The sequence below is a fragment of the Granulicella arctica genome, from assembly GCF_025685605.1.
Classification (GTDB): domain Bacteria; phylum Acidobacteriota; class Terriglobia; order Terriglobales; family Acidobacteriaceae; genus Edaphobacter; species Edaphobacter arcticus.
In genome coordinates this window covers 184,222-207,955 of sequence record NZ_JAGTUT010000001.1, presented here as the reverse complement: position 1 = coordinate 207,955, position 23,734 = coordinate 184,222, and the positions used below count along the sequence as shown (strand labels likewise).

Sequence of the window (23,734 nt, the reverse complement as noted above, 5' to 3'; positions counted from 1 at the left end):
ATCCATGCGAATCGTCATCCCGGGTGGCAGCGGACAAGTTGGACAGATTCTGGCGCGTCATTTCCACGCCCAGGGTCACATCGTCACCATTCTCAGCCGAACCTTGACCAGGGCTCCATGGAACGTACTTCAATGGGATGCTCAGACGCGCGGACCATGGATTGACGCCCTCGACGGAAGCGACCTGTGCATCAATCTCACCGGTCGCAGCGTCAACTGTCGCTACAACGACGCCAATCGCCGCGCCATCTATGATTCCCGCATCCGCTCAACCCAGCTCCTGAACGAAGTCATCGCCGGCCTTCCAAATCCGCCCCGTCTCTGGCTGAACTCGAGCACCGCCACGATCTATCGCCACGCTCTCGACCGTCCCATGGACGAGGCGACCGGCGAATATGGCGGCAGCGAACCCGGCGCACCCGACACATGGAACTTCTCCATCTCCGTAGCGAAAGGCTGGGAAGAAGCCTTCTTCGCCACACCGACGCCGCGCACCCGCAAGGTAGCGGTCCGCAGTGCGATGACCTTCAGCCCCGATCCCGGCGGAGTCTTCGACGTCTTTCTCGCCCTAACCCGCCACGGCCTTGGAGGCACGCAGGGAAGCGGCAACCAATACGTTTCGTGGATTCACGACGTAGACTTCATCCGCGCGATCGAGTTCCTCATCGCCCGCGAAGCTCTCAGCGGCCCCGTCAATCTCGCCTCGCCGCATCCCGTCCCGAACCGCGACTTCATGCGCATCCTGCGCGAAAGCTGGGGCACTCGTTTCGGTTTGCCCGCGACAGCATGGATGATCGAGATCGGCACCTTCTTCATGCGTACCGAGTCAGAACTCGTCTTGAAGAGCCGCCGCGTCATCCCCGGTCGCCTCGAGGCCGCTGGCTTCGAGTTCGCATATCCCGAATGGCCGCCGCCGCCCACGACCTTGTCACCCGCTGGCGCGATCAGGCCACACGCAGAAAGGCCGGGTAGCGATACCCGGCCTCTCTGCACTCTCAACTTGCTAGGCCTTGTTGTGCCAGTGCATCTTCCAGCCAAGGTACTTCGTGGCAGCTTCAAACACCGGAGCAGCGGTCGTCGAGAAGTTCGCCGCTACATGGTGCTCGAAACCGTTCTCGCAGATGTAGCGCAGTAGCTCCTGCATCTTCGGAATCTCCACCACGCCCGCGCCGCCAAAGGTATTCAGCGGATCGTTGGTGAACGCGCCCTCGCCGACATAGCCCGTGATCTGTCCACCAAAATCATCGGTCGAAAAGCGCGCAAAGCTCATCGCGCCAGCCTTAACCGTGCCATCCAGCGTCCCGTGTGTATTCTCCTTGCCAACGGTACCCGCGATGATGAGCTGATAGTCCATCTTCACGCCCTCGTTGAAGAAGTGCTTCGGCAGGTTCGAGCAATGGAAGCAGACCGCCTTATCCGGGTTGTCGCCGTAGTTGTTGTTCCAGTCGAGCAGCGCAGAAGGGGACTCGCTGGCAAGCGTCAATGCATACATGCTCAGCGTTCCCAGCACGTCAACCTCGCACGCCGAAGGAATCAGGTTCTCGCTCATCATGCTCATCACGGTGCAGGGAACGATGCCCAGGAACTCTTCGATGGAGGTCCAGCACTGCACAGCCGAGACCGTCAGTTCGCTCGCCTTCATCCAGTGATCGATCACCGCGCCCAGCTTCGCCATCTTCATCAGCGCCGCTTCCGGGGTCTGTCCAACGGGAATGTACTTCTTGATGGCCGCAAGCTTCTCCTGCGCCGCGTCATCGTTGTCGTTCATCCGTCCGATGCGTCCCATCACCTCGCTCAGATCAAGCGTTTCTACGGTGATGCCCGATCGCTCCAGCAGCTTCTCCGAGTAGCGAACGGTGTTGAACGCCGTGGGCCGAGCGCCGATCGCGCCGAACCGTACATTCTTCAAGCCGCCAACCACGCGGCAGATTCCAGCGAACCACTCAAGGTCTGCCTTGAACTCCGGGGAGTCAGGAGCCTCTGTGTGCAGCCGCGTCAGCGAATAGGGAATCCCGTACTGCTTCAGGTTGTTGCAGATCGACATCTTGCCGCAGAAGCTGTCGCGCCGAAAGGCAATCGACATCTTCGTCGCATTGTCCGGCGTCGCCTGGATCAGCACCGGCACCTTGAGATTGGAGAGCCGCAGAGCATCGGCAAGCCCACGCTCCTCGCCAAAGTTCGGCAGCGTGATGATGATGCCGTCGATCTCCTTCGCGTGCTTCTGGAAGAGGGCAGCGCACTTCTTAGCATCCTCATAGGTCTCGACCGCTCCGTGCGCCGTCTCCTCCGGTGTCAGCACGATCGGCTTGATCCCCGCCGCTTCAAGGGCAGCGATCATCTCCAATCGTCCACTTGTCGCAAGGTGGCTTGGGAAAAAGCCACGGTTTCCTACAATCACACCCATCGTCATCTGCTTAGCCATACTTCTCCTCAGGTCGTGCATTCCATTTCATTGAAGCGATTTAGTTTTCAAGCGGCGCTATAAAGCGCCGGAGGTCAGCCCTTGCCAGGGCGGAACTTCACGGTGTAGAAGCCGCCGAAGACGGACAGCAGAACTCCCCACCAAAGTGTCGGCTGAAGATTCGCCAAAACCGTAGGCGGAGGGTTATGCAACTCCGTAAATCCCGTTGCGATCAGCACCAGGCCATAGCCCAGCATCAGAATTCCGCAGAAAAACCAGATCGATATTTCCTTGCGCTCTTTCGGTACTTCCGACATAAAACCTCGTCCTCCGCCGATTCAGCGGGTGCAGCCTTTAGAAGAAAATCAGGTTCAGGATAAAGAAGATCACGATCACAACGACTGCCCAGAAGATAGGCTTCTGGAACAAGCCCTTCGAACCATCATCAGGAAGCGGCGTCACGCCATAGACAAGCCCTGCGAGTTCTGCTGTCGGTACCGGCTTGGTCATCAAACTCACCACAACCGTAACAACCACGCAGATAATCCAGCTCCACAGAGCGCGGTACAGATTCTCAGCCATGGGCCGGGCATCTGCGCTCATCGCAATATATTGCAGAGCCGCGGGCTTCAGTTGAACCCACGAGAACATCCCGATCGAAGCAGCCGTACCTGCCAGCAGACCCCAGAAGCCGCCAGCATGTGTAGCCCGCTTCCACATCATGCCGAGGATCACCGTGCCGAAGAGTGGAGCGATGAAGAAGCTGAAGAGCGCCTGCACGTAGTCCATGATGCTGTTCGCATTCATCACGAGATACGCCGTCATGATCGAGATCAGCATGCCGATCACGGTCGACCAGCGGCCCATCGCGACATAGTGTTTGTCGCTCGCCTTCTTGTTCATGAAAGCGCCGTACAGGTCGTAGGTCCAAACCGTCGAGAACGCGCTGACGTTGCCAGCCATACCGCTCATGAAACCCGCGACCAGCGCCGTGATTCCCAGCCCCAGCAGGCCCGGTCCGCAGTAGCGAATCAGCATCAGCGGAAGCACTTCGTCATAGCTGTGCAGCGCAGGATTACCCTTCGCGATGCTTCCGGCCACAAGGTGCATCATGCTGCCGTCAGGATTCTTGAGAACTGCCAGCGCCAGCAAACCAGGCACGATCACAATGAACGGAACAGCCATCTTGAATGCGGCGCCAATCACGGGAGCCAGCTTCGCAGCCCTGAGATTATTCGCACTCAGCACACGCTGGACAACCAGGAAGTCTGTCGTCCAGTAGCCGAAGCTCACGACGAATCCAAGCCCAAACACGATGCCGGTCCAGTTAACGCCCATCGGGTTGTCTTTGAAGTGACCGAGTGTCGTCCACATATGCGTGTAGTCGCTGCTGCCGACGTTTACCGCGATCTGTGCCTTCAGCTTCGACCAGCCACCTGCCTCGATCAAGCCGAGGATCGGAATCATCGCTGCGCCGGCCCAGATTAGAACGAACTGCAGAACTTCATTGATGATCGCGGAACGAAGACCGCCGAGCATGACATAAAGCGCCACCGTGCCCGCGCCGATCCAGATGCTGAACGTGATGTTCCAGCCCAGGATCGTCTGCATGACGACGGCCATGGCGTACATATTGACGCCGCTCATCAGGATCGTCATCAGGGCGAACGACACCGCGCTCAACGCGCGTGCACCGCTACCGAAGCGAAGATTGAGATAGCCCGGTACCGAATGCGTCTTAGAGATGTAATAGAACGGCATCATCACGATGCCGAGGAACAGCATCGCCGGAATTGCACCGATCCAATACCAGTGTGCTGCCAGGATGCCGTACTGATACGCCGACCCAGCCCAGCCCATCAACTCCAGTGACCCGAGATTGGCCGATACAAAGCTCAGTCCGGCGATCCACGCCGTCATCTCGCGACCCGCGAGGAAGAACTCCTCACTGGTATTCGTCTGGCCCTTCACATAGAAACCAATGAAGATGACCAGCGCGAAGTACAGCACGAGAATGAGGATGTCGACCGGAGAAAGCTTGGTCAGTTGCGTGCCGGAGAACAGCAGAAGCGCGGCCGATACATACATAAGTCAGGGTTCCCAACGGCGGCCTTATCCGGCAAAGGACGGCTCACTCGTTCTCTCGATCGATATAAAAGCCAACAAGTAGTACTAAAAGGTTTAGAGCATCCCGGGTAAGCGTCTTCTGGAAGTGCCTGATACCGATACTCTCACACGGCACCCCGGGATTTTCCCGAGACGAAGCAAATATACAGGAAGCAAACAACCGCAATCCAGACGATTCCTGCTGCTCTTGAGGCGTTCACAAAGCCAGTCCCTACAACACCCAGCTTGATTTATGAATCCTATTAGGTTTGACGCACATATCCAGCTTCCATACAGTCATTGCAGGAGATCCTTATGCACCTTCGTCACATTGGCAGTCTCGTCCTCGCAGCGACCTTCACTCTCACAGCCCCTGCACTCTTCGCGCAGGATGGCGCCAAGCAGGACATGAAGAACGCTGGCACGGACACCAAGAACGCCACCGTTGACACCGGCCACGCCGTCAAAACGGGCACCAAGAAGTCCTACCACAAGACCAAGCACGTCACAAAGAAGGCCTATCACAAGACCGAATCAGGCACTAAGACCGCCGGCCATGACTCGAAGGTCGTTGGCGACGACATCGGCCACGGGGCCAAGGTCGGCGCGAAAGACACTGCACACGGCACCAAGGTCGCTGCCGATAAGACTGCCGACGTCAGCAAGGATGCCTATCACGGCACCGTAAACGGAACCAAGAAGCTGGGCGACAAGATCGAAGGCAAGCCAAACCAGTAAGAGGTAGAGCGCCGGTCGTCACCAGACCGGCGCGCCTACTCCACCTCGGAGTGGCGTCCCCAATCAAAGTGTCGTCCCAGAATCCCCTTCACAATCAGGTGGTCCGTAGCGGCGGTAGGCCCCACACCTACGCCGATGTTGATCTCCCACTTCGGCGAAACATTCAGATCCGTCACCGCGAAGACTTGCTGCTGCTGGTCGTGAAATGCGTCCACCCTTCCGATCCGCCCGTAGTCTGCGTAATACTCGATCCCGCCGCTGATCTTCTTCGTGAAGTCGTAACCCACCTTGACCGCGGGCGAGAACCCCACCCCCAACTTGACGTCGGGCCCATGCCACGTTCGTTCAAGCGCCGGGTTTATCGCGAAGTACCATCGCCCTGCCTGCTTGTCGATGATGGGTCGAATCTCCCACGTCCACGTATCCGGCGAATACACCGCACGCTGATACCCAATCTCGGTCGAGATGCTCACCCCCACTGGCCAGTGCCACTCATCCGGAGCCCGCACCCGCGGCCGGATATGGTCGCCCACCCACTGCAGTCCGTGTCCATCCTGTTCGCTCGTAAAGATGTAAAACCCTACCTCGGACCACTTCGTCAGGCCTTGCGTGATCTCGATCGTCTCGTGTTCCTGGTGGTTCGTTGGATAGACGCCGTCGACCGTGTACCGCTGACCGCTCGGCGTAAAGTTTGAGTGCAACTCCACCATCGTCGATCGCGGCGCAATCGTATCCGCGCCATACACCTGGATCTCGTAGTTTCCCTGCGCTCGCGCCGTGGCACCGCCGCAGAACCAGATCAGTGCAAGCAGGAGAAGCAGTCCTCTCAGAGGCACCATACTCTTTACCGTAGTCAGCGAACCTTTATTGATCCTGAAGATCATGCGTACCGCAGCAGCATCATGAAGCCCATATCCATATGATCCTGCTGATGGCAGTGGAACAGCGTCAGCCCTGGGTTATCTGCCGTAAACTCTACCTCGACCTCGGTGCCCGCGCCTACCAGCACCACATCCTTAAAGATCCCCTGTGTCTCCGCGCTGCCCGCCAACCGCCGCAATTCAAAGCTATGCCGGTGCAGGTGTACCGGATGATCGTCCGCGCTGTGGTTTTTGAAGATCAACCGATAGCGCTTGCCCTGTGTCAGGGTTACCGCATCCGTCTCCGGGTAAGACCTGCCATTGATCGCCCATCGATCCAGCGCCCCATGGCCCGCAAACTTCGACGTAAACACCAGCGGAATCTCCAGGACACCCACACGCTTCACCGCCCCCGCCGCTCCAAACTGCAGGTAGTCCCAACTCAGGCGCTCGGGCTGCTCCCACTTCGCCGCACCCGTGCTTCCTGCATACTCGATGACGACGCCCATGCCAGCCGCCTGGACGTGCTTCCGCACCTCGCCCAGCACCCACACTCCAGGGTGATTCATCTCGACTACGGCGCATATCCGTTCCGCCGGTGCGAGTCGCAGCATCGGCACCGCCTGCGGTGTCGGCACGGCATTGCCGTCCAGCGCCACGACTCGAAACGTATGCCCCGCCAACGCAATCCAATGCTGCTCCGTTGCGCTCGCGTTCAGGATGTGGAAGAGCACCCGCGTCCCGGGCTTGACCTGCACCGGTTCACCGAACCCAAGCACCCGCCCGTTGACGGTGGATACCTCATACTCTGGGTTCATCGAACCATCGCCGCTGCCCATCAGGTGGCCGTTCCAGTCATGCAGTGCGAGAAAGACCTCCTGCTCATACCGCGTCGGATTCTCCTTCGGCTCGATCATCAGGAAACCATGCTGCCCGCTGTACAGCGCCTTCTTGAGATCGTTTCCTGCCAGCATATGGCTGTGATACCAGCGAAATCCCGCAGGCCGCGGCGTAAAGGTGTAGCGCGCCTGGCCACCCGGAGTGATCATTGGCGTCCCTTCTTCCATCGCGCCGTCCACCGCCGACGGTAGAAAGAGTCCATGCCAATGCACAATCTCGTCGTTTGCCGACCGGTTCGCCACGTCGATCGTCACCGGCTGACCCTCTCTCATCCGAAGCAGCGGTCCGGGCACCTGCTGGTTATACGCAACTGTCTTCACGAACTTCTTGGCCGCAACTTCAAGGTCAAACGGCGCAATCTCAAGTGAGAAGTCCGCAGCCTCCGCAGCACGCGTTATTTGCGGCAGCGCCACGCTAGCCGCTATCGCACCAGTCAGTGCCAGCATCTGTCGTCGATTCAAGCTACCTGTGTCCCGAACTGACCGTCGCGCGGCCGCACCACAGCCGCCGCCAATGACACCAGCGCCACCCAGTAAAGGTCCGCACCCAGCAGATGCAGGATCTGCATCCATAGCGGAGCCAGCAGCAGCACATCCGCAATCCCCAGCACAAATTGCGCTACCAGCAGCCCAAGCACCACCGTCACCAGGCCACCCGCCCGCATCCGTCGAGCCTTCACCAGCAGCCACGCCACAAAGATCGCCGCCAGCACCGCGCTTACTGGATGCACGCCGCGCAACCGCAGCAGCCACGGTGACGCGGTCGACAGGTCCTGCGCGATCGCCGCCTGCAGCGAGGCAGCAGGGAAGAGCGTATCGCCCAGCGCCGCCATCGACCCGCTTACGCCAACGACCAGCGTAGCCACAAGCCCGGCAACTCCCCAGCCGAGCCCTTTGGCCCGCATCAATCCAGCCCATCGCTGCCGCGTCTTCAGCAGCACCGCTGTCAACGTCAGAGCTGCCAGCAGCAGCAACGTATTGCTCAGATGGATCGATAGCAGCACCATCCGGCCCACCGACTGATTGCCCGTCACATAGCCAAGCTTCACCAGCAGCGCACCCAGCAGCGCCTCGTTCAAGAGCAGCAGGGTAGACACGACCGCCAGCACCCGCGCCGCCTCACCTTTTACGCTTGCCCGGAAGGTCCAGACCAGCAACCCAAGCACCATGAACAGCGACCCACCGGTCATGCAGCGATGCGTAAATTCGACAATCGTGTGGACCGTCGGCGATAGCGGAATTACCTGTCCGTTACAGAGAGGCCAATGGTTGCCGCAACCCGCACCCGACCCCGTAGCCCGCACCAGCGCTCCCCACAGAATCACAAGCACGTTGTACCCGACGACCAGCCACGCAAAGCGCTCTACGCCGCGCATCGTCCCCGGCCCTGCCACCGTCCCTCGACTCACCGCCGCTGTAGCCATGTCTTATTCTACGGCGCAGCCCGTCGCCGATGCTTCATCCCATCGATACAACTAGCCCTGCGCTAGTTCCTTCGCGCGCTGAGTAGCCCGCTTCACTGCCTTGATCAGCGTCACACGGAGTCCGCCCTCTTCCAACTCCAGAATGCCGTCGACCGTGCAACCCGCCGGGGTCGTCACCTGGTCCTTCAGCAGTGCCGGGTGATAGCCCGTCTCAAGCACCATCCGCGCCGAGCCATACGTCGTCTGCGCCGCCAGCAGTGTGGCCACATCCCGCGGCAGGCCAACGTTTACGCCCGCCTCCGCTAGTGCCTCGATGATGATGTACAGGAACGCCGGTCCGGAGCCAGACAGCCCGGTCACCGCATCCATATGCTTCTCATCGACCACGACGGTGCGGCCGACCGTCTGAAAGATCCGCTGAGCCACGGCCATCTGCTGCTCCGACACAAACCGTCCGCCGCACAACGCGGTAACTCCCGCCGCGATCATCGCCGGGGTATTCGGCATGGCGCGGATCACGGCCAATTCACATCCTGCCGCGTCCTCAATGCTCCGCGTCTTCACCGAAGCCGCGAACGACAGCAGCATCTTGCCTGTGTTCAACGCCGGACGTATCTGCTCAACCACCGCGGGCACCTGCAGCGGTTTTACGCCAAGCAGGATCACGTCTGCTTGCATCGCCGCCTGCAGATTATCCGTAGTCACCGTGACACCGAATTGTGCCGACAGCGCCAGCGCCCGGTCCGGGTGCTGCACCGTTGCGAAGATCTGATCCGGCGCAATCAGGTTGTTCTTCAGGAAAGCCTGTAGCAGGATGCCGCCCATCTTGCCCGCACCCAGCACCGCCACCCGCACGCCCGGCAACACGGACGCCTGCGCCACAGGAACCACCATCTCGTACACATCTTCACTCATGGCAGAAGGCTATCAGACCCACGCGCAGCCCTAGCCCTTCTTCTTCTCCGCGATCCAGCGATCCACCTGCTTCTCCAGCACATCCATCGGCAGCGCGCCCGAGTCGATCACGACGTCGTGGAACTCCTTCAGCTGGAACTTCGGCCCGAGCGCCGTCTGCGCCTTCTGCCGCAGTTCGAGGAACTTCAACTGTCCCATCTTGTAGCCGAGCGCCTGTGCCGGCCACGCGATGTAGCGATCCGTCTCCGCCTGCACATTCGTCTCGTCGATCGCCGAGTGATCGTGGAAGAAGTCGACCATCTGCTGCCGTGTCCAATGCTTTGAATGCACGCCGGTATCAACCACCAGCCGAATCGCCCGCCAGATATCTGCCTCCAGACGACCGTAGTCGCTGTAGGGGTCCTGGTAGAAGCCGATCTCCTTACCGAGCCGCTCGCTATAGAGCCCCCAACCCTCCGTGTACGCCGTGTAGTAGCTGTATTTGCGGAACTCCGGCAGCCCGGTCAACTCCTGCGCGATCGAGATCTGCAGGTGGTGCCCAGGCAGGCCTTCGTGGTACGAGACGGCCTCCACAGGAGCGAGCGAGCGTTCTGCAAAGTTGTAGGTGTTTACGTACACCTTGCCCGGCCTGCTGCCATCGGGAGTGCCATTGTCGTAGTACGCCGCAGACTGGTCCTTCTCCATGTAAGCAGGCACCGCAACCACCTCAAGCGGGGCCTTGGGCAGTTTGCCGAATAGCTCCGGCAGTCGCGGCTTCATCTCCGCGAGGTGGCCGCGATAGGCGTCAAGCAGCGCCTCTTTCGAGGCTGGATGCTCCTTCGCATTCGTCTTCAGCGCTGCCGAGAAGCTCTTGATATCCGCGAAGCCAAGCTTCTTGACGATCACGAGCATCTCGGCCTCGTCGCGCTTCACCTCGTCCAGCCCGATCTGGTGAATCTCCGCCGGTGTCTTGTCCAACGTCGTGCTCTGCTTCACACGGTAGGCGTAGTAAGCGTCGCCGTCCGGCAACGCCCACGCGCCCGGCTCCGTGCGTCCCTTGGCGATATATTGAGCACTCAGAAACTTCGCGAAGCGCGCATAGGCAGGCTGTACGTCATTCGCAATCGACTGCAGCATCGCGTCGTGAATGCGCTTCTGATCCTCGGCGCTCATTGTCTTTGGAAACTTCTTCAGCGGAGCCGCAAACGGGCTCTCCGAAGCCTTACCCGCGGCAATCGCCTGCGTCTGCACCAGCACCTTGTCGAGGATCATCCTCGGCGGCATTCTGCCATCGTCCATGCCCAACTGCATGTTCGTTGTGATCTGCGAGAAGGCGGTCGGTACCTTCGTCAGCCGCGCAATGTAGTCGTCGTAGTCTTTGACCGTCTCGAACGGAGCACGATTCGCCATCTGCGGCAGGTCGGTGTGCAGGCCACCGAACTGGTTGACAGGCATCTCCCACTCTTTGAACTTCGCGCCTTCCTGTGCATCAATCAGGCTGCGCAACATCAGGTCGTCGGACACTTGATCCTGTTCCGGCAGCCCCGTCACGTCGATCTGCGATAGCCGCTCGATGAACGTCCGTCCGCGCGAAAGAGAGGCGTTTACCTCCTGGATCGAGTAATCCGAGAGTTGGTCGTTATAGCGGTTGTCGCCAATCGACGAGGCGAACTCCGGCGAGTGCTTCAGGTTATCCTGCCAGATCTCCGCAAGCAGGCTGTTCAGCGCCTTCGTGCGCTCAACCACAGAAGCGGTCGCCTGCGCCTGCATCACGCCTGAGCCCAGCCCACACATCACAACTGCCGTCCCCAGTCCGGCGACCGAAACTCTCTTCATCCAGCAAAAATCAACCATGCCTCAAGTCTACGTGGACAGCTCCAAAAAGTTCTCTGGAGGGGCTGCAGTGTCTCTTTCCTTCTGCCGACCTAACCCCCAAGCTCTGACTCGCCGACCCGCGCATCAAGCATCCGGTAGAGTGTCGATCGGCTGATTCCCAGCACCTCGGACGCCTTGAGCTTATTGCCCGCGCATCGAGTCAGCACCTCGAGGACATGACGTTGGACGACGTCTTCGAGCCTCTCGAGGGTCTGCTCCGGCTCATCCGCTCGCTCTTCGGGCAGCGCAAGGTGGCCGATCTCGACGACCGGCCCCCCTGCGGTCGCCGCGGCAAGCTCCAGCACCTCTCGCAACTCGCGGACGTTCCCCGGCCACGTATGCTGTCCGAGCCGCACCAGCGCCTCCCCCGTAATGGCGCTTACGCCCGTGCGCCGCAGCATCATCGTCGCCAGCGTGGCGATATCGTCCACGCGCCTTCGCAGCGGCGTCATGCCGATCTCTACCGCGGTAATGCGCTTGTACAAGTCCTCGCGGAACTGGCCCGTCGCCATCAGTGGCCGCAGTTCGTCCTGACTTGCCGCGACGATGCGGATGTCGTATCGCTGGGCACGCGACTCCTGCTGCTGCAGCATGCGCAAGAGCACCGACTGATGCGCAAACGGTACGCCACGAATCTCTTCGAGAAAAAGCGTCCCGCCATGCGCCTCCTGCAACAGGGCGACACCTTCGTCCCGACCCAGAAGACACTCCACAAACTTCGCCGCCCGCCAGGCCACAAACGGGCCGCCAGCACCGGCGCTCCCTGCATGCAGAACCCGCGCCACGGTCTCCTTGCCCGTCCCAGCCTCGCCCGTGATCAGCGCCATGCGGAAGTACGGAGCGATGCGCTGCACCTGCGACCGGACACGCTGCATTGCCACGCCATTGCCGGCCAGATAAAACGAGTCGATCGCTTCAGACGCCGCGCCCGCAACTGCGGAGGCATTCTGAGGATCAGGGAGATGGTGTTGAATTGACATAGCTTATCGCTACATCGGCAGGACGGGCTATCTGTTCAGCCGGTCTGGTCGTGCCCAAAACAAAAGCCCCGACACCGCATACGGCGGGGTCGGGGCTCGGCTGAATCTGCAAAAACCTTACGCTGTGGTCGTAGCGCAGTAGGTGTCGAAGGCGCGCTGCAACTCCTGAGCGATCGCTGGTGCCGTCGAGGTCTCGATAGCGGAGCGCTGCATCAGGTAGACAAGCTGACCATCGCGAAGAATCGCAATCGCAGGCGAGGTTGGCGGATGACCGCCGAAGTAGCTGCGTGCCCGCTCGGTCGCTTCACGATCCTGCCCGGCGAATACGGTAACTGCGTGATCCGGCTTGGTGCCATGCTGCATCGCGAGACGAACGCCCGGACGCATCTTGCCTGCCGCACAGCCGCAGATCGAGTTCACGACCAGCATCGTCGTTCCTGGCTGGGCTACAGCCGTGTCTACTTCGGCGGCGTCGCGTGCTTCCTGCAGGCCAGCACGGGTAAGCTCTTCGCGCATCGGAATCAACATAATCTCTGGGTACATGGTGTCCTCCTGGAACTTCAAAACCTTTTCCCAATTGTAATCCTTCCCGCACATTCCGCATCTGAGGCTTCAGGAGAACACCATGAGCCTGTTCGGCAGCAGTGACAACGAAGCCATCAGTAGCAAGATCAGCGTGATCGCTCAGATCCGCGCAAAGTCCGGACACGAGGACGAAGTCCGGTCCATGTTCGAGAAGATCGTCGGCCCCTCACAGAAAGAGGCTGGCTGCATCACGTACCACCTGTTCGAGGACAAGCACTACACCGGCAGCTTCTTCACCTACGAGGAGTGGGAGAGCGAAGAAGCCCTCGACACCCACCTCAGCACCAACAAGGCCGGGCTCGACAAAGCCAAGGCTTTCCTCCGCGAAGAGCTCCGCATCAGCGTCCTGAAGCTCCTCGCCTAAGCAAACCTGTGCCCGCGCTCCACATGGGCGCGGGCACCTCGATCTCGACCTCGGGTATGCTCAAACGGTGCTGATTCAAGAAAACGTCCTTTTGGCCCCCCTGACAACCCTCCGTATCGGAGGCCCCGCCCGCTTCTTTGCGACCGCGACGAACCCCGCCGAACTGGTTGAAGCGGTCCAGTTTGCTGGCGCTCATCACCTCCCGATCGTCATCCTGGGTGGAGGCAGCAACCTGCTCGTCACGGACGCTGGCTTCAACGGCCTGGTCATCCACAACGTTCTCAGCAGCCTGCCGCCGATCACGACGATCCCGCAGCAAAACCCGTTGAGCATTGTCGCCTCGGTAGCTGCCGGGACGGATTGGGATGAATTCGTCCTTGCCATCTGCCAGCTTAACTTCAGTGGCGTGGAGTGCCTTGCAGGGATTCCCGGCCTCATTGGCGGAAGCCCGATCCAGAACATCGGTGCCTACGGGCAGGAGGTCGCACAGACCATCCATTCGGTGACCGCACTTGACCTTGAGTCCCTTGAATTTGTGACGCTGCCGCACGAGGCCTGCGGATTTGCCTATCGGACGAGCATCTTCAACACCACCCATCGCGATCGATACATCGTCGCCGCCGTTACGTTTCGATTCGACCCAACGTCTCGTCCAGCCCTGACCTACCCCGACCTCCAGCGGCACTTCGCCGAGAACCCGAACCCGACGCCAATGGACATCTATCATGCTGTCCGAGCCATCCGGGCGACCAAGGGGATGCTGATCGACGCCACGGCTCCCGACGATCCCGACACCCGGAGCGCAGGCTCCTTCTTCAAGAACCCCATCGTCCCGCTCGAGACGCTCGCCCGGATTGCCTTGGCACTCAACCTTGAGGAAGCCAAGGTCCCAAACTGGCCGACGGGGCAGGGGACGACCAAGCTTCCGGCTGCCTGGATCGTGGAACGCGCCGGCTTCCACAAGGGCTTTGCGCTCGGCCCTGCCGGGATCTCTTCGAAGCACACACTGGCCATCATCAACCGCACCGGAGCGGCGACCTTTGCCGATGTAGCAGCCCTTCGCGACGCAGTCCGTGCCGAGGTGCTAAGCCGCTTCAGCATCACCTTAGAACAAGAGCCGATTCAGGTGGGCTCCTTAATCGGACGTGCAGAGTAGAGTTTTACGTTGCGGAGCGGAATCGGCAAAAAAAGGGTCGGGACGCTGAGCGTAACCCCTTGGCAATGGGCGACATATCGATTCTGTATGTCGCTAAATATGACATTATAAATGGTTTACAAGTAAATATAAGATTCTAAACGACTTAGACGTGCGGTGATGATTGGGTGTTCAGATTTCCTGCCCCGAGCTGTCCCAGCAGACGGTCCCGCTCCTTAGCCAACACCTGCTCTACCGGTCCCTGTTCCACGATCCGCCCGTCGACAAGACGGATGACCTCGGCCCCCAGCAAGAAGACCTCGCCGACGTCGTGAGTCACCGAGAGGACGGGCACACCGCGCAGCCGGAGCCAGTCTCGCAGTTCGATCGCAAGTGCGTCGCGCAGGGCAAGGTCGAGGCCGCCGAACGGCTCATCCAGCAGAAGCAGCGTCCCACTCGTCGCTGCGGAGGCTACCGCTCGGGCTACGGACACACGCTGCCGCTCGCCCCCGCTGAGTGTGCCGGGCATCGCTCCTGCGAACTCCTGAAGCCGACAGATAGCCAGCACCTCGTCCGCGATTGAAGGCTCTGCCCCGAAGCAGACATTCTCCCGAACAGTCTTTCCGGGGAAGAGTCGAGCGGCCTGTGCAGCGCTCCGAACCTGCCGTCGGTGAGGAGCAAGGTTCACCTTTGCGACCCTATCCGTCACAACCTGAGCGGCAATGACGATTCGTCCGGTGTACGGCTGCACGAATCCCTGCACAGCTCGCAGCACGGTGGTCTTGCCGCTGCCTGAGGCGCCGAAGAGCACGGTCCATGGACCGGTCAGGCGAAACGACACGTCAAGCGCCAGTGATCCGACACGATGCTGCATCGTCACATCGAGTAGGCTCTCAGGCAACGAAGTCACCTCTGCCCGCCCTGCGCCTGTGAGGCAGCATATAGATAACCAGCAACGCCATAACGGCGACGCCGAGCAACAGACCCGCTGTCCGGTTGGCGGCGGCGTAGTCAAAGTCCTGCACCTGATCGTAGAGAGAGATGGACAGCGTTCGTGTAGCCCCGGGGATGTTCCCGCCAAGCATCAGGACGACGCCAAACTCCCCTACCGTGTGGGTGAAGGTGAGCACCATCGCCGTCAGAACCGACCCGCGAACCATCGGCAGCACCACCTCGCGAAAGTTCCGCCACGGACCGACGCCGAGAGCCGACGCTGCTTCTGCATATCCCGGGTCGACCGCGCTAAACCCGGCGACGAGGGGCTGCACAGCGAACGGCAGGCTGTAGAGGAGTGAGCCGATGAGCAGTCCGGCGAAGCTGAACGCCAGCGGATGGCCGACAAGATGAATCCACACTCGCCCAAATGGAGTGAGTGGCCCGAGTGCCACCAGGAGGTAGAAGCCGATCACGGTAGGGGGCAGCACCAGCGGTAACGCCACCACCGTCTGAACAATCGCCTTAACGAAACCGCGCTGAGAGCTGATCCACCAGGCGAGCGGCACAGCTACTGCGGACAGCACCACGGTCGTCGTGATGGCCAGTCGAAGCGTCAGCAGAAGGGCGGCAAAGTCCATTGTGGCCAGTGTACCCAGTATCTATTTATGCAGTGACGTAAGATGGGACACAGACAGAAGGGGATTACATGGCTATGATGCCCTCATGTCGATGCACAACGTACGGTTCCAATTTCAAGTCGGATCAGGAACGAGCTACAGGTTACTGTGTGAAGTCGATACTGCCACCGCTGACCCCAAGATCTCCAAAATGAGCTTTTTGAATGAGCTTGCCGTCGGCAACTATCTTCGGAAATCGAGCCTGGAGTGGAATAACGAGGCATCGCCCATGATGTTTGGACGATGGTTCTACGTCTCCGACAAGCAATTGCAGCGTCTCGGTTTCGCGACGTGAATTGCTGGGAAATTACTTGATTGCGCCAAGACCAAGCTTGGGCAGATTCGCCTGAACTGTTCCCGATGTGAGCCAGTCCATGAACGCGTGGGCGTCACTTCGGTTCGGCGAATCCTTTAGAACGACACCATATTGCACAATGGGTGGATAGCTGACCGGTGGCAGCAGGATGTAGCTTCCAAGCTGTTTGAAGTGTTCGGAAGCTGCTGCCGTGAGTGAGATCAAGCCCAGTTCAGCGTTACCGGACTCGACAAACTGCGCTGTCTGCGAGATGTTTTCGCCGATGACGAGCTTTGGCGCAACCTTGTCATAAAGCTTCATGTACTTCAGCGCAGACGCGGCCGCTCGGCCATATGGTGCGTGCAACTCGTTCGCGATCGCGATGGACTTCACCCGCGGGTCGGAGAGCACCTCAAGGTGCAAGGGCAGGTAGGGCGAATCCTTGCGGGCCCATAGAACGAGTGTGCCCTTGGCATATTCGACGGGCGATTTGCTGTCGGCCATGCCCGCTGCGACGATTCGCTCCGGGTAGGTGAAGTCAGCGCCGAGGAAGATATCAACCTGTTCGCCGTTGATAATCTGCGTCGCCAGCGTGGCGGAGGAGCCGTAGCTCACCACAACATCGATTCCGGTGGCGTGCTCGTAGGCAGTTTCAAGGACGGGCATGACGGGCATCAGGTCAGATGCCGCTGCAATGCGAATCCGGCGATGCTCGGCAGACTTGGGAGCATCCTGTGCGTGCAGAAAAGGGCTACCCGCGAGGATCAATACAGCGAACAACTTGGGAAGCCGCATGGAGATACGGTACCCTAGAGGAACCCATGAAAGTGTCAACACATCTACTTCGATGCACGGAGTGCGGCGATGAGATAGCCGGGACCCAGGCCGGCAGCGACTTTCGCTGCGGCCTCTGTGGAGGCCTCTACGAGGTCACCTATCCCTGGTCGCTCACGCCCTCCGGCACCGGCAGCAAGCTTCCGAACGCCTCCGCGCTGCGCTGGCTGTGGCAGGAACGCCGCACCTCCAGCCAGGCGATCGACCAATCCGGCGTCTGGCGCTTCCGCGACCTTCTGCCAATCATCAGTGACTTCGAGCGCGCCGTCACCCTGCGCGAAGGCAACACGCCGCTCTACGATCTGCCGCGCTGCGCTAAGGCTGCAGGGATCGACTGGCTCCTCGCCAAGCACCAGGGCATGAACCCCACCGGCTCCTTCAAGGACACAGGGATGACCGCCGCCTTATCGGTAGCCGCCGACCGGGGCTTTGAGTGGGTCGCCTGTGCGTCGACAGGGAACACCTCCGCCGCGATGGCCGCCTATGCCGCCCGCGCCGGTCTGCGCAGCATCGTCTTCATCCCGGAGGGCAAGATCGCCTGGGGCAAGCTGTCGCAGTCGATGGACTATGGCGCACTGACCATTCAGCTCAAGACGGACTTTGACGGCTGCGTCCGCATCCTGACCGACCTAGTCAAGCGCTTCCCGATCTACCTGCTGAACTCGGTCAATCCGTATCGGCTTGAGGGCCAGAAGACTCCCGCCTTCGAGATCCTCGAACAGCTCGACTGGCAGGTTCCAGAACACATCGTCGTCCCCGGCGGCAATCTTGCTAACTCGGCAGCGCTGGGTAAGGGCTTTTCGGAGATGCTGCACCTGGGCATGATCAGCCGCATCCCCAAGATCAGCGTGATCCAGGCGCACGGCGCGAACCCACTCTACCGCTGGTTTCTGGATTCGAACCAGGTGATGAAGCCGGTCACAGCCGATACGCGTGCCTCGGCGATCCGCATCGGCAATCCAGCCAGCTGGCGCAAGTCGGCTGCGATCATCGAGCAGATGGGCGGCTGGTGCGAGGACGTCTCGGAGCAGGAGATTGCGCTCGCGAAGGCACAGATTGGTGCGGAAGGCGTGGGCTGCGAGCCTGCGTCTGCCGTTACGCTGGCGGGCCTCAAGAAGCTGGTCGCCCACGGCAAGGTCCAGCGCGAGGAGCGCGTCGTCCTGCTCCTTACCGGCCACACCTTGAAGGATTCGGACTACACGATCCACTACCATCGCGGCGAACTGCTCACGGACGAAGAGGCTGCGCTGATCTCCCCGGCCGACCGAGTCATCCACGATCAGCTGCGTAAGCCGCCGATGGTGCTCGAGGCAGATCCCGACATCGTTCTGAGAACGCTTGAAGCCCACATGAACGCGGTCCAGCACGCCTGATGGCTAACGTACCGCGTCCGTTACATATTCGCCTGCCCGCAACCTCTGCCAATCTTGGCCCCGGCTTTGACGCTGTGGGCCTCGCCATGGCCCTGTACCTGACGATCGATGCGGTTACCTCTGACCGCTACCAGATCACGGCGACCGGGCGCAACGCCGACCTCTGTGCGGATGTCGAGCGCAGCCTCATCCTCACCACCTACCGCGACCTTCTCGGCTCGTCCGCTCCTGCCTTGGCGCTCGCGCTCGATAACGAGATTCCCCTCGGCATGGGTTGCGGCTCGAGTGCGGCGGCCCTTCTGGCGGGTGTCCTCCTGGCGAATCACTTCGGCGATCTCAGCTGGAGCGGACAGCAGATTCTTGAGGAGGCTTGCCGTCGGGAAGGCCATCCAGACAATGTCGCCGCCTGCTGGCTGGGCGGCATGACCAGCTCCGCTTCTGTCAGATCTACTGTTATTACAGCAACTTGTGGACGCGATCTCAAGTGGAACATCGTGATTGTTCTTCCCGCGACAAGCCTCCCTACGACCGAAGCGCGCGCCCTTCTGCCGGATACCTATAGCCGCGCGGACACGGTCTCCAATATCCAAAGCACTGCGCTCCTGGTATCTGCCTTTGCCTTGGGTAGAGGCGATCTTCTTCGGTACGCCATGAGGGACTGGGTCCATCAACCGTACCGAAGTGACGCATGCAGCCTGCTTCCGGCGTTACTTCCGATGGTGTCGGAGCAGGGCGTGCTGGGGGTAGCCTTGAGCGGAGCAGGACCATCGGTACTAATCGTTGCCGAAGAAGAGGCAGATTTTGCCGATCTGAACTCCAAAATTCGGCTGATGGCCGACCGAAATCCTGTGGAAATTCTGAAGACCAATATTGCAAGCGGTTGTCAGACAAGTAGTTAGCTGGATAGCCGCGATAGGTTACCTAAGTTTGATTTACAGGATTCCCAATTCTCCATAAACTTGGGATGTAAGCAGTTCTGGGGAGGGCTGCTTCACCGCCCGTTGACCTCTGTGATGAGGTCCGGGCGTTTTCTTTGCAGCAAACGCTATCTGTTAACCGCCAATGAATCGCGCGGTTCAAACATGCATCTATTAGTAAGTGGTACAACAGAACGTCGCTTATCAGGCCCGAATCGTAGAGGCAGATGAGATCGACGGGAGGATTGAAATGGCAGGACAATTCGTCACCGAAGTAAACGATGACACCTTCGAAAAAGAGGTGTTGCAGTCGGAACAGCCAGTATTAGTGGACTTCTGGGCCGCATGGTGCGGACCCTGTCGCGCACTCGCTCCCGTTGTGGATGAGGTTGCAACCCAGTACAACGGTAAGCTCCGGGTCATGAAGATGGATGTGGACAAGAACAACGCCACTCCTGCGCGCTACGGTATTCGCGGTATTCCCGCCCTGCTGATCTTCAAAGGCGGCCAGGTTGCCGACCAGATCGTCGGTTTCGTCCCCAAGGACACAATCGACAAGTCGGTGAGCAAAGTCATCGGCACTGCAGATACAAAGGTTCTCGCGTAAACGATTTGATATCGAAGATGGCCCGGCGCTACAAGCCGGGCCATTGTTGTTTCTGAGGCAGTTACACTAAAACCATGCTGGAGTGGATGCTTTTCCGCGCGATCATGGTGGCCTTCTTCATTCTGGCCAACAGCTTCTTCGTCGCCGCGGAGTTTGCGCTCGTCAGCATTCGCGAGACTCGCGTAGAGCAACTGATCGCCCTCGGCCGTCCCGGCGCACGCACCGCCCTCCAACTCAAACGGTCCATTGACGAGTTCCTCCCCGCCGTTCAATTCGGCGTCACCTTGGCCGCGCTCGCCCTCGGCTGGATTGGCGAACCAGCCGTCACGGAGATCATCCTGCGCCTCGTCGCGCACTGGCTCGCGGTCGCGCCGCCGCACATTCTGATTTACGCCCACGCGCTCGCGGTCCTGATCTCGTTCAGCATCATCACCTACTTCGAGGTGCTGCTCGGCGAACTCGTCCCCAAGTCGCTCGCCCTGCAACGCGCCGAGCGGATCGCCCTGGCCGTCGCCGGGCCGATGGACGTCTTCATCCGCATCACCCGCCCGGCCGTCAAGCTGATGAACGGTTCGGCCACGCTCGTCCTCCAACTCTTCCGGGCACCGCTCCGGGGTGAGGGCGCCGTGCACTCGCCGGAGGAGCTGAAGCTGATCGCCACGGCGACTCGCCGCATGGGTCTGCTGCCGGTCTTTCAGGAAGAGATCATCCACCGGGCCATCGAGCTTAACCACGTCACGGTGCGTGAGATCATGACGCCACGCGGCAAGATCTTCTCGCTTCCGGCGGACCTGACGATCGAGGCCGCCAGTGCCCGCGTCATCGACGAGCAGCACTCCCGCGTGCCCGTCTACGATCCCGCAGGGGGTGCAGAACACATCATCGGAGTCGTCTACTCGAAGGACATCGCCCGCCTTATGCACTTTCGCGCCGTGGCGATGGGCTTCGGTGCCGCGCAGCCATCCGTCCTTACGTTGAAGAGCGTGATGCGCGAGGTCATGTTTATTCCCGAGACCAAGCTGGCCGTGGAACTCCTTCAGGATTTCCAGGAGCGCCGCCGCCAGATTGCCATCGTCGTGGACGAGTTCGGATCGACGGTCGGCATCGTCACCGCCGAGGATGCGCTTGAGCAGATCGTCGGCGAACTTGAGGATGAGTTCGACATCGCGACGGCAATCATGCCGCTCAGCGCAACCGGCGTCGTGACTCTCGACGGCAGCACCACCCTGCGGGACCTCGGCACGCAGCTGCGCTGGACCTTTCCACGCGAGGCAGGTGTCGAAACGCTGGCCGGCTTCCTGCTCGCTCACCTCGGTCACATTCCGCATTCTGGCGAGTCGCTGGATCACGACGGCCGCCGCTTCACGGTCGCTGGAATGAACGGTCGCCGCATCAGCCAGATCCGCGTCGAGACCATCGCAGAAACGCAATCCGCAGCCGAACTCGAAGCGGAGAGCAGAGAAGCCACCGCATGACGTTGTTGGCAATCGCAAGGCCGCTACGACGAATCGCGATCACCCTGCCCGTCCTGTGGGTGGTGGTAAGTGTTGTCTTTCTACTGATTCACCTTGTGCCGGGCGACCCCATTGTGCAAATGCTGGGCGAGGGGGCGACTGCCTCCGATGTGTCGGCTTTGCGGCATGCTTACGGGCTTGATCTCCCGCTCGGGACGCAGTATGCCAACTACTGGCGGGGCATCCTCCATGCCGATCTGGGGCAGTCGCTGCGCCTGCATGATTCGGTGCTGCATCTCGTCGGACAGCGATATCCGTATACGCTCTGGCTTACGCTTGCGGCGCTGCTGATCGGGATGGCGATTGCGTTTCCGGCGGGCGTCGCCTCGGCGCTGCATCGCGACCGATGGCAGGACCGCACTTTAGGCGTCGTCTCGCTGGTCGGGCTGTCCTTCCCCAACTTCGCGCTCGGACCGATCCTGATTCTCGTCTTCTCGATCTCGCTTGGCTGGTTGCCCGTCTCGGGTGCGGGAACGGGCGGCACGACTCTGCTGACGCACCTTGTCCTTCCGGCAATCACGCTCGGGCTCTCGCTCGCGGCTGTCCTTACCCGCATGATCCGGACGGCGATGCTTGAGGAACTGAGTCAGGACTACATCCGCACCGCTCGCGCCAAGGGCCTTACCGAACGGGCGGTGGTCTATCGTCATGCGCTGCCGAACGCGCTGATTCCGGTGCTGACGATCCTCGGCCTGCAGTTCGGCAGTCTGCTCTCGGGGGCCATCGTCACGGAGACGATCTTCAGTTGGCCGGGAATCGGTCGACTCACCCTATCCGCCATCTCGAACCGCGACTACGCGCTCGTGCAGGGATGCATCCTGGCGATTGGCTTGACCTATGTCGCCGTCAACCTGCTCACCGATGTGGCGTACACCGTCGCCAACCCAAGACTTCGCGCCTGAAGCCTGAGCTACTTCAACTGGGCAGCATGGTTGAGGTGCGAGCGGAGTTCGTCGGGATGGTAGCAGTGGGCAAGCGCCGTCTCGCGCGTGATGCGGCGCGTGTGCACGAGTTCAGCCAGCGACTGGTCCATAGTGTTCATGCCGTCCTTGCTGCCCGTTGAAATCTGGGAGCGTATCTGGTGATCCTGACCGGTGCGAATCAGGTTGCGAATCGCGAGGGTTGCTACCATCACCTCGACGGCGGGAAATAGCCCGACTGTGCCCATTGCCGGAACAAGCTGTTGCGCGACCACCGCCAGTAACGCCAGCGATAACTGCTGTCGAATTTGCGCCTGGTTGTTGGCGGCGAAGCTGTCGAGGATGCGGGAGAGCGTCTGGGCGGCATCGTTGGTGTGCAGCGAGGAGAGCACGAGGTGACCGGTCTCGGCGGCGGTGAGCGCGGCTGCAATGGTCTCGGGATCGCGCATCTCGCCGATCAGGATGACGTTGGGATTCTGGCGCAGGACGGCCCGGACAGCGTGGGCAAAGCTCGGAGTGTCGTCGCCGACCTCGATCTGCTCGACGATGGAATGCCGGTTGCTGTGCTGGTACTCCACCGGGTCTTCAATGGTGATGATGTGCTCGCGACGGCGCCCGTTGATGTAATCGATCATCGCGGCCATGGTCGATGTCTTGCCGCTACCGGTCGGCCCGGTGAGGAGCACGAGTCCTTGCCGACGTTCCATCAGACGGGCCAGAACCGGCGGCAGGTGAAGCGAATCAAGAGTCGGAACCTGCGAAGGAAGCAGCCGGATGCTGGCCGCCAGCGTGCCGCGCTGGTAGTGGATATTCGCGCGGAACCTGCCAATCGTGCCGCGAACGAAGCAGAAGTCGAGGGCTCGACTTGTGTCGAGTTCCTTCGTCTGCTCGGTCGTGAGGAGCGGCAGGAGCATGTTGCGAAGCTCGTCTGCGGCGAGCGGAGCCTTGCCCGCCGCCAGTGTCAGCGAGCCGTTCACCCGGAAGGTGACAGGCGTGCCCGCCACGAGGAGCACGTCGGAGGCCTTCTGCTCTGCGGCGTGGACGAGGTGCAGGTCGAGCGATGTGGTCCGGTCTGGCCGGTCGAACTTGTCCAGCTTGTCGAGTTTCGCATTGGCTGTTGAAGAATTCAGTTCATAGACAAGCTGCGACAGGTCGTTCTCGTATGCGGCCATCAGGTCTCCCGGTGTTGAAGCGTTAGACGAGACGAAGCGAACGATAGCTTCCAACGAGTCGCTTCCATGCCTGGCAAGGGGCATTTCAGTCGGCACAAACTTGACATTTCCGGCACTCAGAAGCCCCATCCTGTTCCATGAGAGCTGGCGCACGGGTGTACAGGTACCCAGCTAAGTCGCCTGTTTAGAAGACTTTCGTACTTCAAGTACGGGGGGTGGGGGGTACCT

Annotated in this window: 23 protein-coding genes and 1 pseudogene; 10 read left to right on the top strand and 14 right to left on the bottom strand. The window is 60.5% G+C overall.

From position 1 onward, the window contains the following. Positions 1-4: 4 nt before the first annotated feature. Positions 5-853: pseudogene (locus OHL20_RS00885) on the top strand (epimerase); the annotation flags it as partial. A 150-nt stretch (positions 854-1,003) separates the two neighbouring features. Here the strand turns inward: OHL20_RS00885 and OHL20_RS00880 are convergent. The 3 genes from OHL20_RS00880 to OHL20_RS00870 form a co-directional block, all read right to left on the bottom strand. Beyond that, entirely contained in the window at positions 1,004-2,422 is a 1,419-nt protein-coding gene (locus OHL20_RS00880) for an L-fucose/L-arabinose isomerase family protein (protein WP_263381335.1), read from the bottom strand. Positions 2,423-2,496: 74 nt separating this feature from the next. Then, positions 2,497-2,718: a hypothetical protein gene (locus OHL20_RS00875; protein WP_263381334.1), complete on the bottom strand. Its 222-nt coding sequence runs from the start codon at positions 2,716-2,718 to the stop codon at positions 2,497-2,499. A gap of 37 nt (positions 2,719-2,755) precedes the next feature. Then, a complete protein-coding gene (locus OHL20_RS00870; RefSeq protein WP_263381333.1) occupies positions 2,756-4,489 on the bottom strand; it encodes a sodium:solute symporter family protein in 1,734 nt (577 codons plus the stop codon). Positions 4,490-4,822: 333 nt separating this feature from the next. Here OHL20_RS00870 and OHL20_RS00865 point away from each other — a divergent pair, with 333 nt between their 5' ends. After that, the gene (locus OHL20_RS00865; protein WP_263381332.1) at positions 4,823-5,245 is read left to right on the top strand and encodes a hypothetical protein; all 423 of its coding nucleotides are present in this window, start codon (positions 4,823-4,825) and stop codon (positions 5,243-5,245) included. A 35-nt stretch (positions 5,246-5,280) separates the two neighbouring features. On the opposite strand, the gene OHL20_RS00860 is transcribed toward OHL20_RS00865, so the two are convergent. The 7 genes from OHL20_RS00860 to OHL20_RS00830 form a co-directional block, all read right to left on the bottom strand. Then, positions 5,281-6,129, bottom strand: a complete 849-nt coding sequence (locus OHL20_RS00860) for a hypothetical protein (protein WP_263381331.1) — start codon at positions 6,127-6,129, stop codon at positions 5,281-5,283. After that, entirely contained in the window at positions 6,126-7,451 is a 1,326-nt protein-coding gene (locus OHL20_RS00855; RefSeq protein WP_263381330.1) for a multicopper oxidase family protein, read from the bottom strand. The genes OHL20_RS00860 and OHL20_RS00855 overlap by 4 nt, the downstream gene beginning before the upstream one ends. 11 nt (positions 7,452-7,462) lie before the next feature. Beyond that, positions 7,463-8,428, bottom strand: coding sequence for a COX15/CtaA family protein (locus OHL20_RS00850; protein WP_263381329.1), 966 nt, complete (start codon positions 8,426-8,428; stop codon positions 7,463-7,465). A gap of 51 nt (positions 8,429-8,479) precedes the next feature. Then, positions 8,480-9,343: a pyrroline-5-carboxylate reductase gene (gene proC, locus OHL20_RS00845; protein ID WP_263381328.1), complete on the bottom strand. Its 864-nt coding sequence runs from the start codon at positions 9,341-9,343 to the stop codon at positions 8,480-8,482. A 30-nt stretch (positions 9,344-9,373) separates the two neighbouring features. After that, on the bottom strand, positions 9,374-11,158 hold the full coding sequence (locus tag OHL20_RS00840) for a DUF885 domain-containing protein (RefSeq protein WP_263381327.1): 1,785 nt from the start codon (positions 11,156-11,158) through the stop codon (positions 9,374-9,376). 89 nt (positions 11,159-11,247) lie between these two features. Beyond that, complete coding sequence (locus OHL20_RS00835; RefSeq protein ID WP_263381326.1) at positions 11,248-12,177, bottom strand: sigma-54-dependent transcriptional regulator; 930 nt, start codon at positions 12,175-12,177, stop codon at positions 11,248-11,250. Positions 12,178-12,294: 117 nt separating this feature from the next. Further along, positions 12,295-12,720, bottom strand: a complete 426-nt coding sequence (locus tag OHL20_RS00830; RefSeq protein ID WP_263381325.1) for a BrxA/BrxB family bacilliredoxin — start codon at positions 12,718-12,720, stop codon at positions 12,295-12,297. An 82-nt stretch (positions 12,721-12,802) separates the two neighbouring features. Here OHL20_RS00830 and OHL20_RS00825 point away from each other — a divergent pair, with 82 nt between their 5' ends. Next, entirely contained in the window at positions 12,803-13,126 is a 324-nt protein-coding gene (locus tag OHL20_RS00825) for a putative quinol monooxygenase (protein ID WP_263381324.1), read from the top strand. A gap of 67 nt (positions 13,127-13,193) precedes the next feature. Further along, positions 13,194-14,282 carry a UDP-N-acetylmuramate dehydrogenase gene (locus OHL20_RS00820; RefSeq protein ID WP_263381323.1) on the top strand — a complete coding sequence of 363 codons (1,089 nt, stop codon included), beginning with the start codon at positions 13,194-13,196 and terminating at the stop codon, positions 14,280-14,282. Between the two features lie 145 nt (positions 14,283-14,427). Here the strand turns inward: OHL20_RS00820 and OHL20_RS00815 are convergent, their stop codons facing one another. After that, the gene (locus tag OHL20_RS00815) at positions 14,428-15,162 is read right to left on the bottom strand and encodes an ATP-binding cassette domain-containing protein (protein WP_263381322.1); all 735 of its coding nucleotides are present in this window, start codon (positions 15,160-15,162) and stop codon (positions 14,428-14,430) included. Continuing rightward, positions 15,155-15,835 (bottom strand): molybdate ABC transporter permease subunit, encoded by a 681-nt coding sequence (gene modB, locus OHL20_RS00810; protein ID WP_263381321.1) that lies wholly within the window; start codon positions 15,833-15,835, stop codon positions 15,155-15,157. Before modB ends, OHL20_RS00815 begins: the two co-directional genes overlap by 8 nt. 190 nt (positions 15,836-16,025) lie before the next feature. Between modB and OHL20_RS00805 the strand changes: the two genes are divergently transcribed. Continuing rightward, the gene (locus OHL20_RS00805; protein WP_263381320.1) at positions 16,026-16,169 is read left to right on the top strand and encodes a hypothetical protein; all 144 of its coding nucleotides are present in this window, start codon (positions 16,026-16,028) and stop codon (positions 16,167-16,169) included. A gap of 12 nt (positions 16,170-16,181) precedes the next feature. Here OHL20_RS00805 and modA read toward each other — a convergent pair whose 3' ends face one another. Then, the gene (modA, locus tag OHL20_RS00800) at positions 16,182-17,003 is read right to left on the bottom strand and encodes a molybdate ABC transporter substrate-binding protein (protein ID WP_263381319.1); all 822 of its coding nucleotides are present in this window, start codon (positions 17,001-17,003) and stop codon (positions 16,182-16,184) included. Between modA and thrC the strand changes: the two genes are divergently transcribed. The 5 genes from thrC to OHL20_RS00775 all read left to right on the top strand — a co-directional run bounded on the left by thrC (position 16,991) and on the right by OHL20_RS00775 (position 22,316). Further along, complete coding sequence (gene thrC / locus OHL20_RS00795) at positions 16,991-18,376, top strand: threonine synthase (RefSeq protein ID WP_263381318.1); 1,386 nt, start codon at positions 16,991-16,993, stop codon at positions 18,374-18,376. The genes modA and thrC overlap by 13 nt on opposite strands. Then, positions 18,376-19,275 carry a homoserine kinase gene (gene thrB, locus OHL20_RS00790; protein WP_263381317.1) on the top strand — a complete coding sequence of 300 codons (900 nt, stop codon included), beginning with the start codon at positions 18,376-18,378 and terminating at the stop codon, positions 19,273-19,275. Before thrC ends, thrB begins: the two co-directional genes overlap by 1 nt. A gap of 268 nt (positions 19,276-19,543) precedes the next feature. Continuing rightward, a complete protein-coding gene (gene trxA / locus OHL20_RS00785) occupies positions 19,544-19,900 on the top strand; it encodes a thioredoxin (RefSeq protein ID WP_263381316.1) in 357 nt (118 codons plus the stop codon). A 74-nt stretch (positions 19,901-19,974) separates the two neighbouring features. Continuing rightward, positions 19,975-21,375, top strand: coding sequence for a hemolysin family protein (locus tag OHL20_RS00780; protein WP_263381315.1), 1,401 nt, complete (start codon positions 19,975-19,977; stop codon positions 21,373-21,375). Further along, the gene (locus OHL20_RS00775) at positions 21,372-22,316 is read left to right on the top strand and encodes an ABC transporter permease (protein WP_263381314.1); all 945 of its coding nucleotides are present in this window, start codon (positions 21,372-21,374) and stop codon (positions 22,314-22,316) included. Before OHL20_RS00780 ends, OHL20_RS00775 begins: the two co-directional genes overlap by 4 nt. Positions 22,317-22,324: 8 nt before the next feature. Here OHL20_RS00775 and OHL20_RS00770 read toward each other — a convergent pair whose 3' ends face one another. Further along, positions 22,325-23,506 carry a type IV pilus twitching motility protein PilT gene (locus OHL20_RS00770; RefSeq protein WP_263381313.1) on the bottom strand — a complete coding sequence of 394 codons (1,182 nt, stop codon included), beginning with the start codon at positions 23,504-23,506 and terminating at the stop codon, positions 22,325-22,327. Positions 23,507-23,734: the final 228 nt, after the last annotated feature.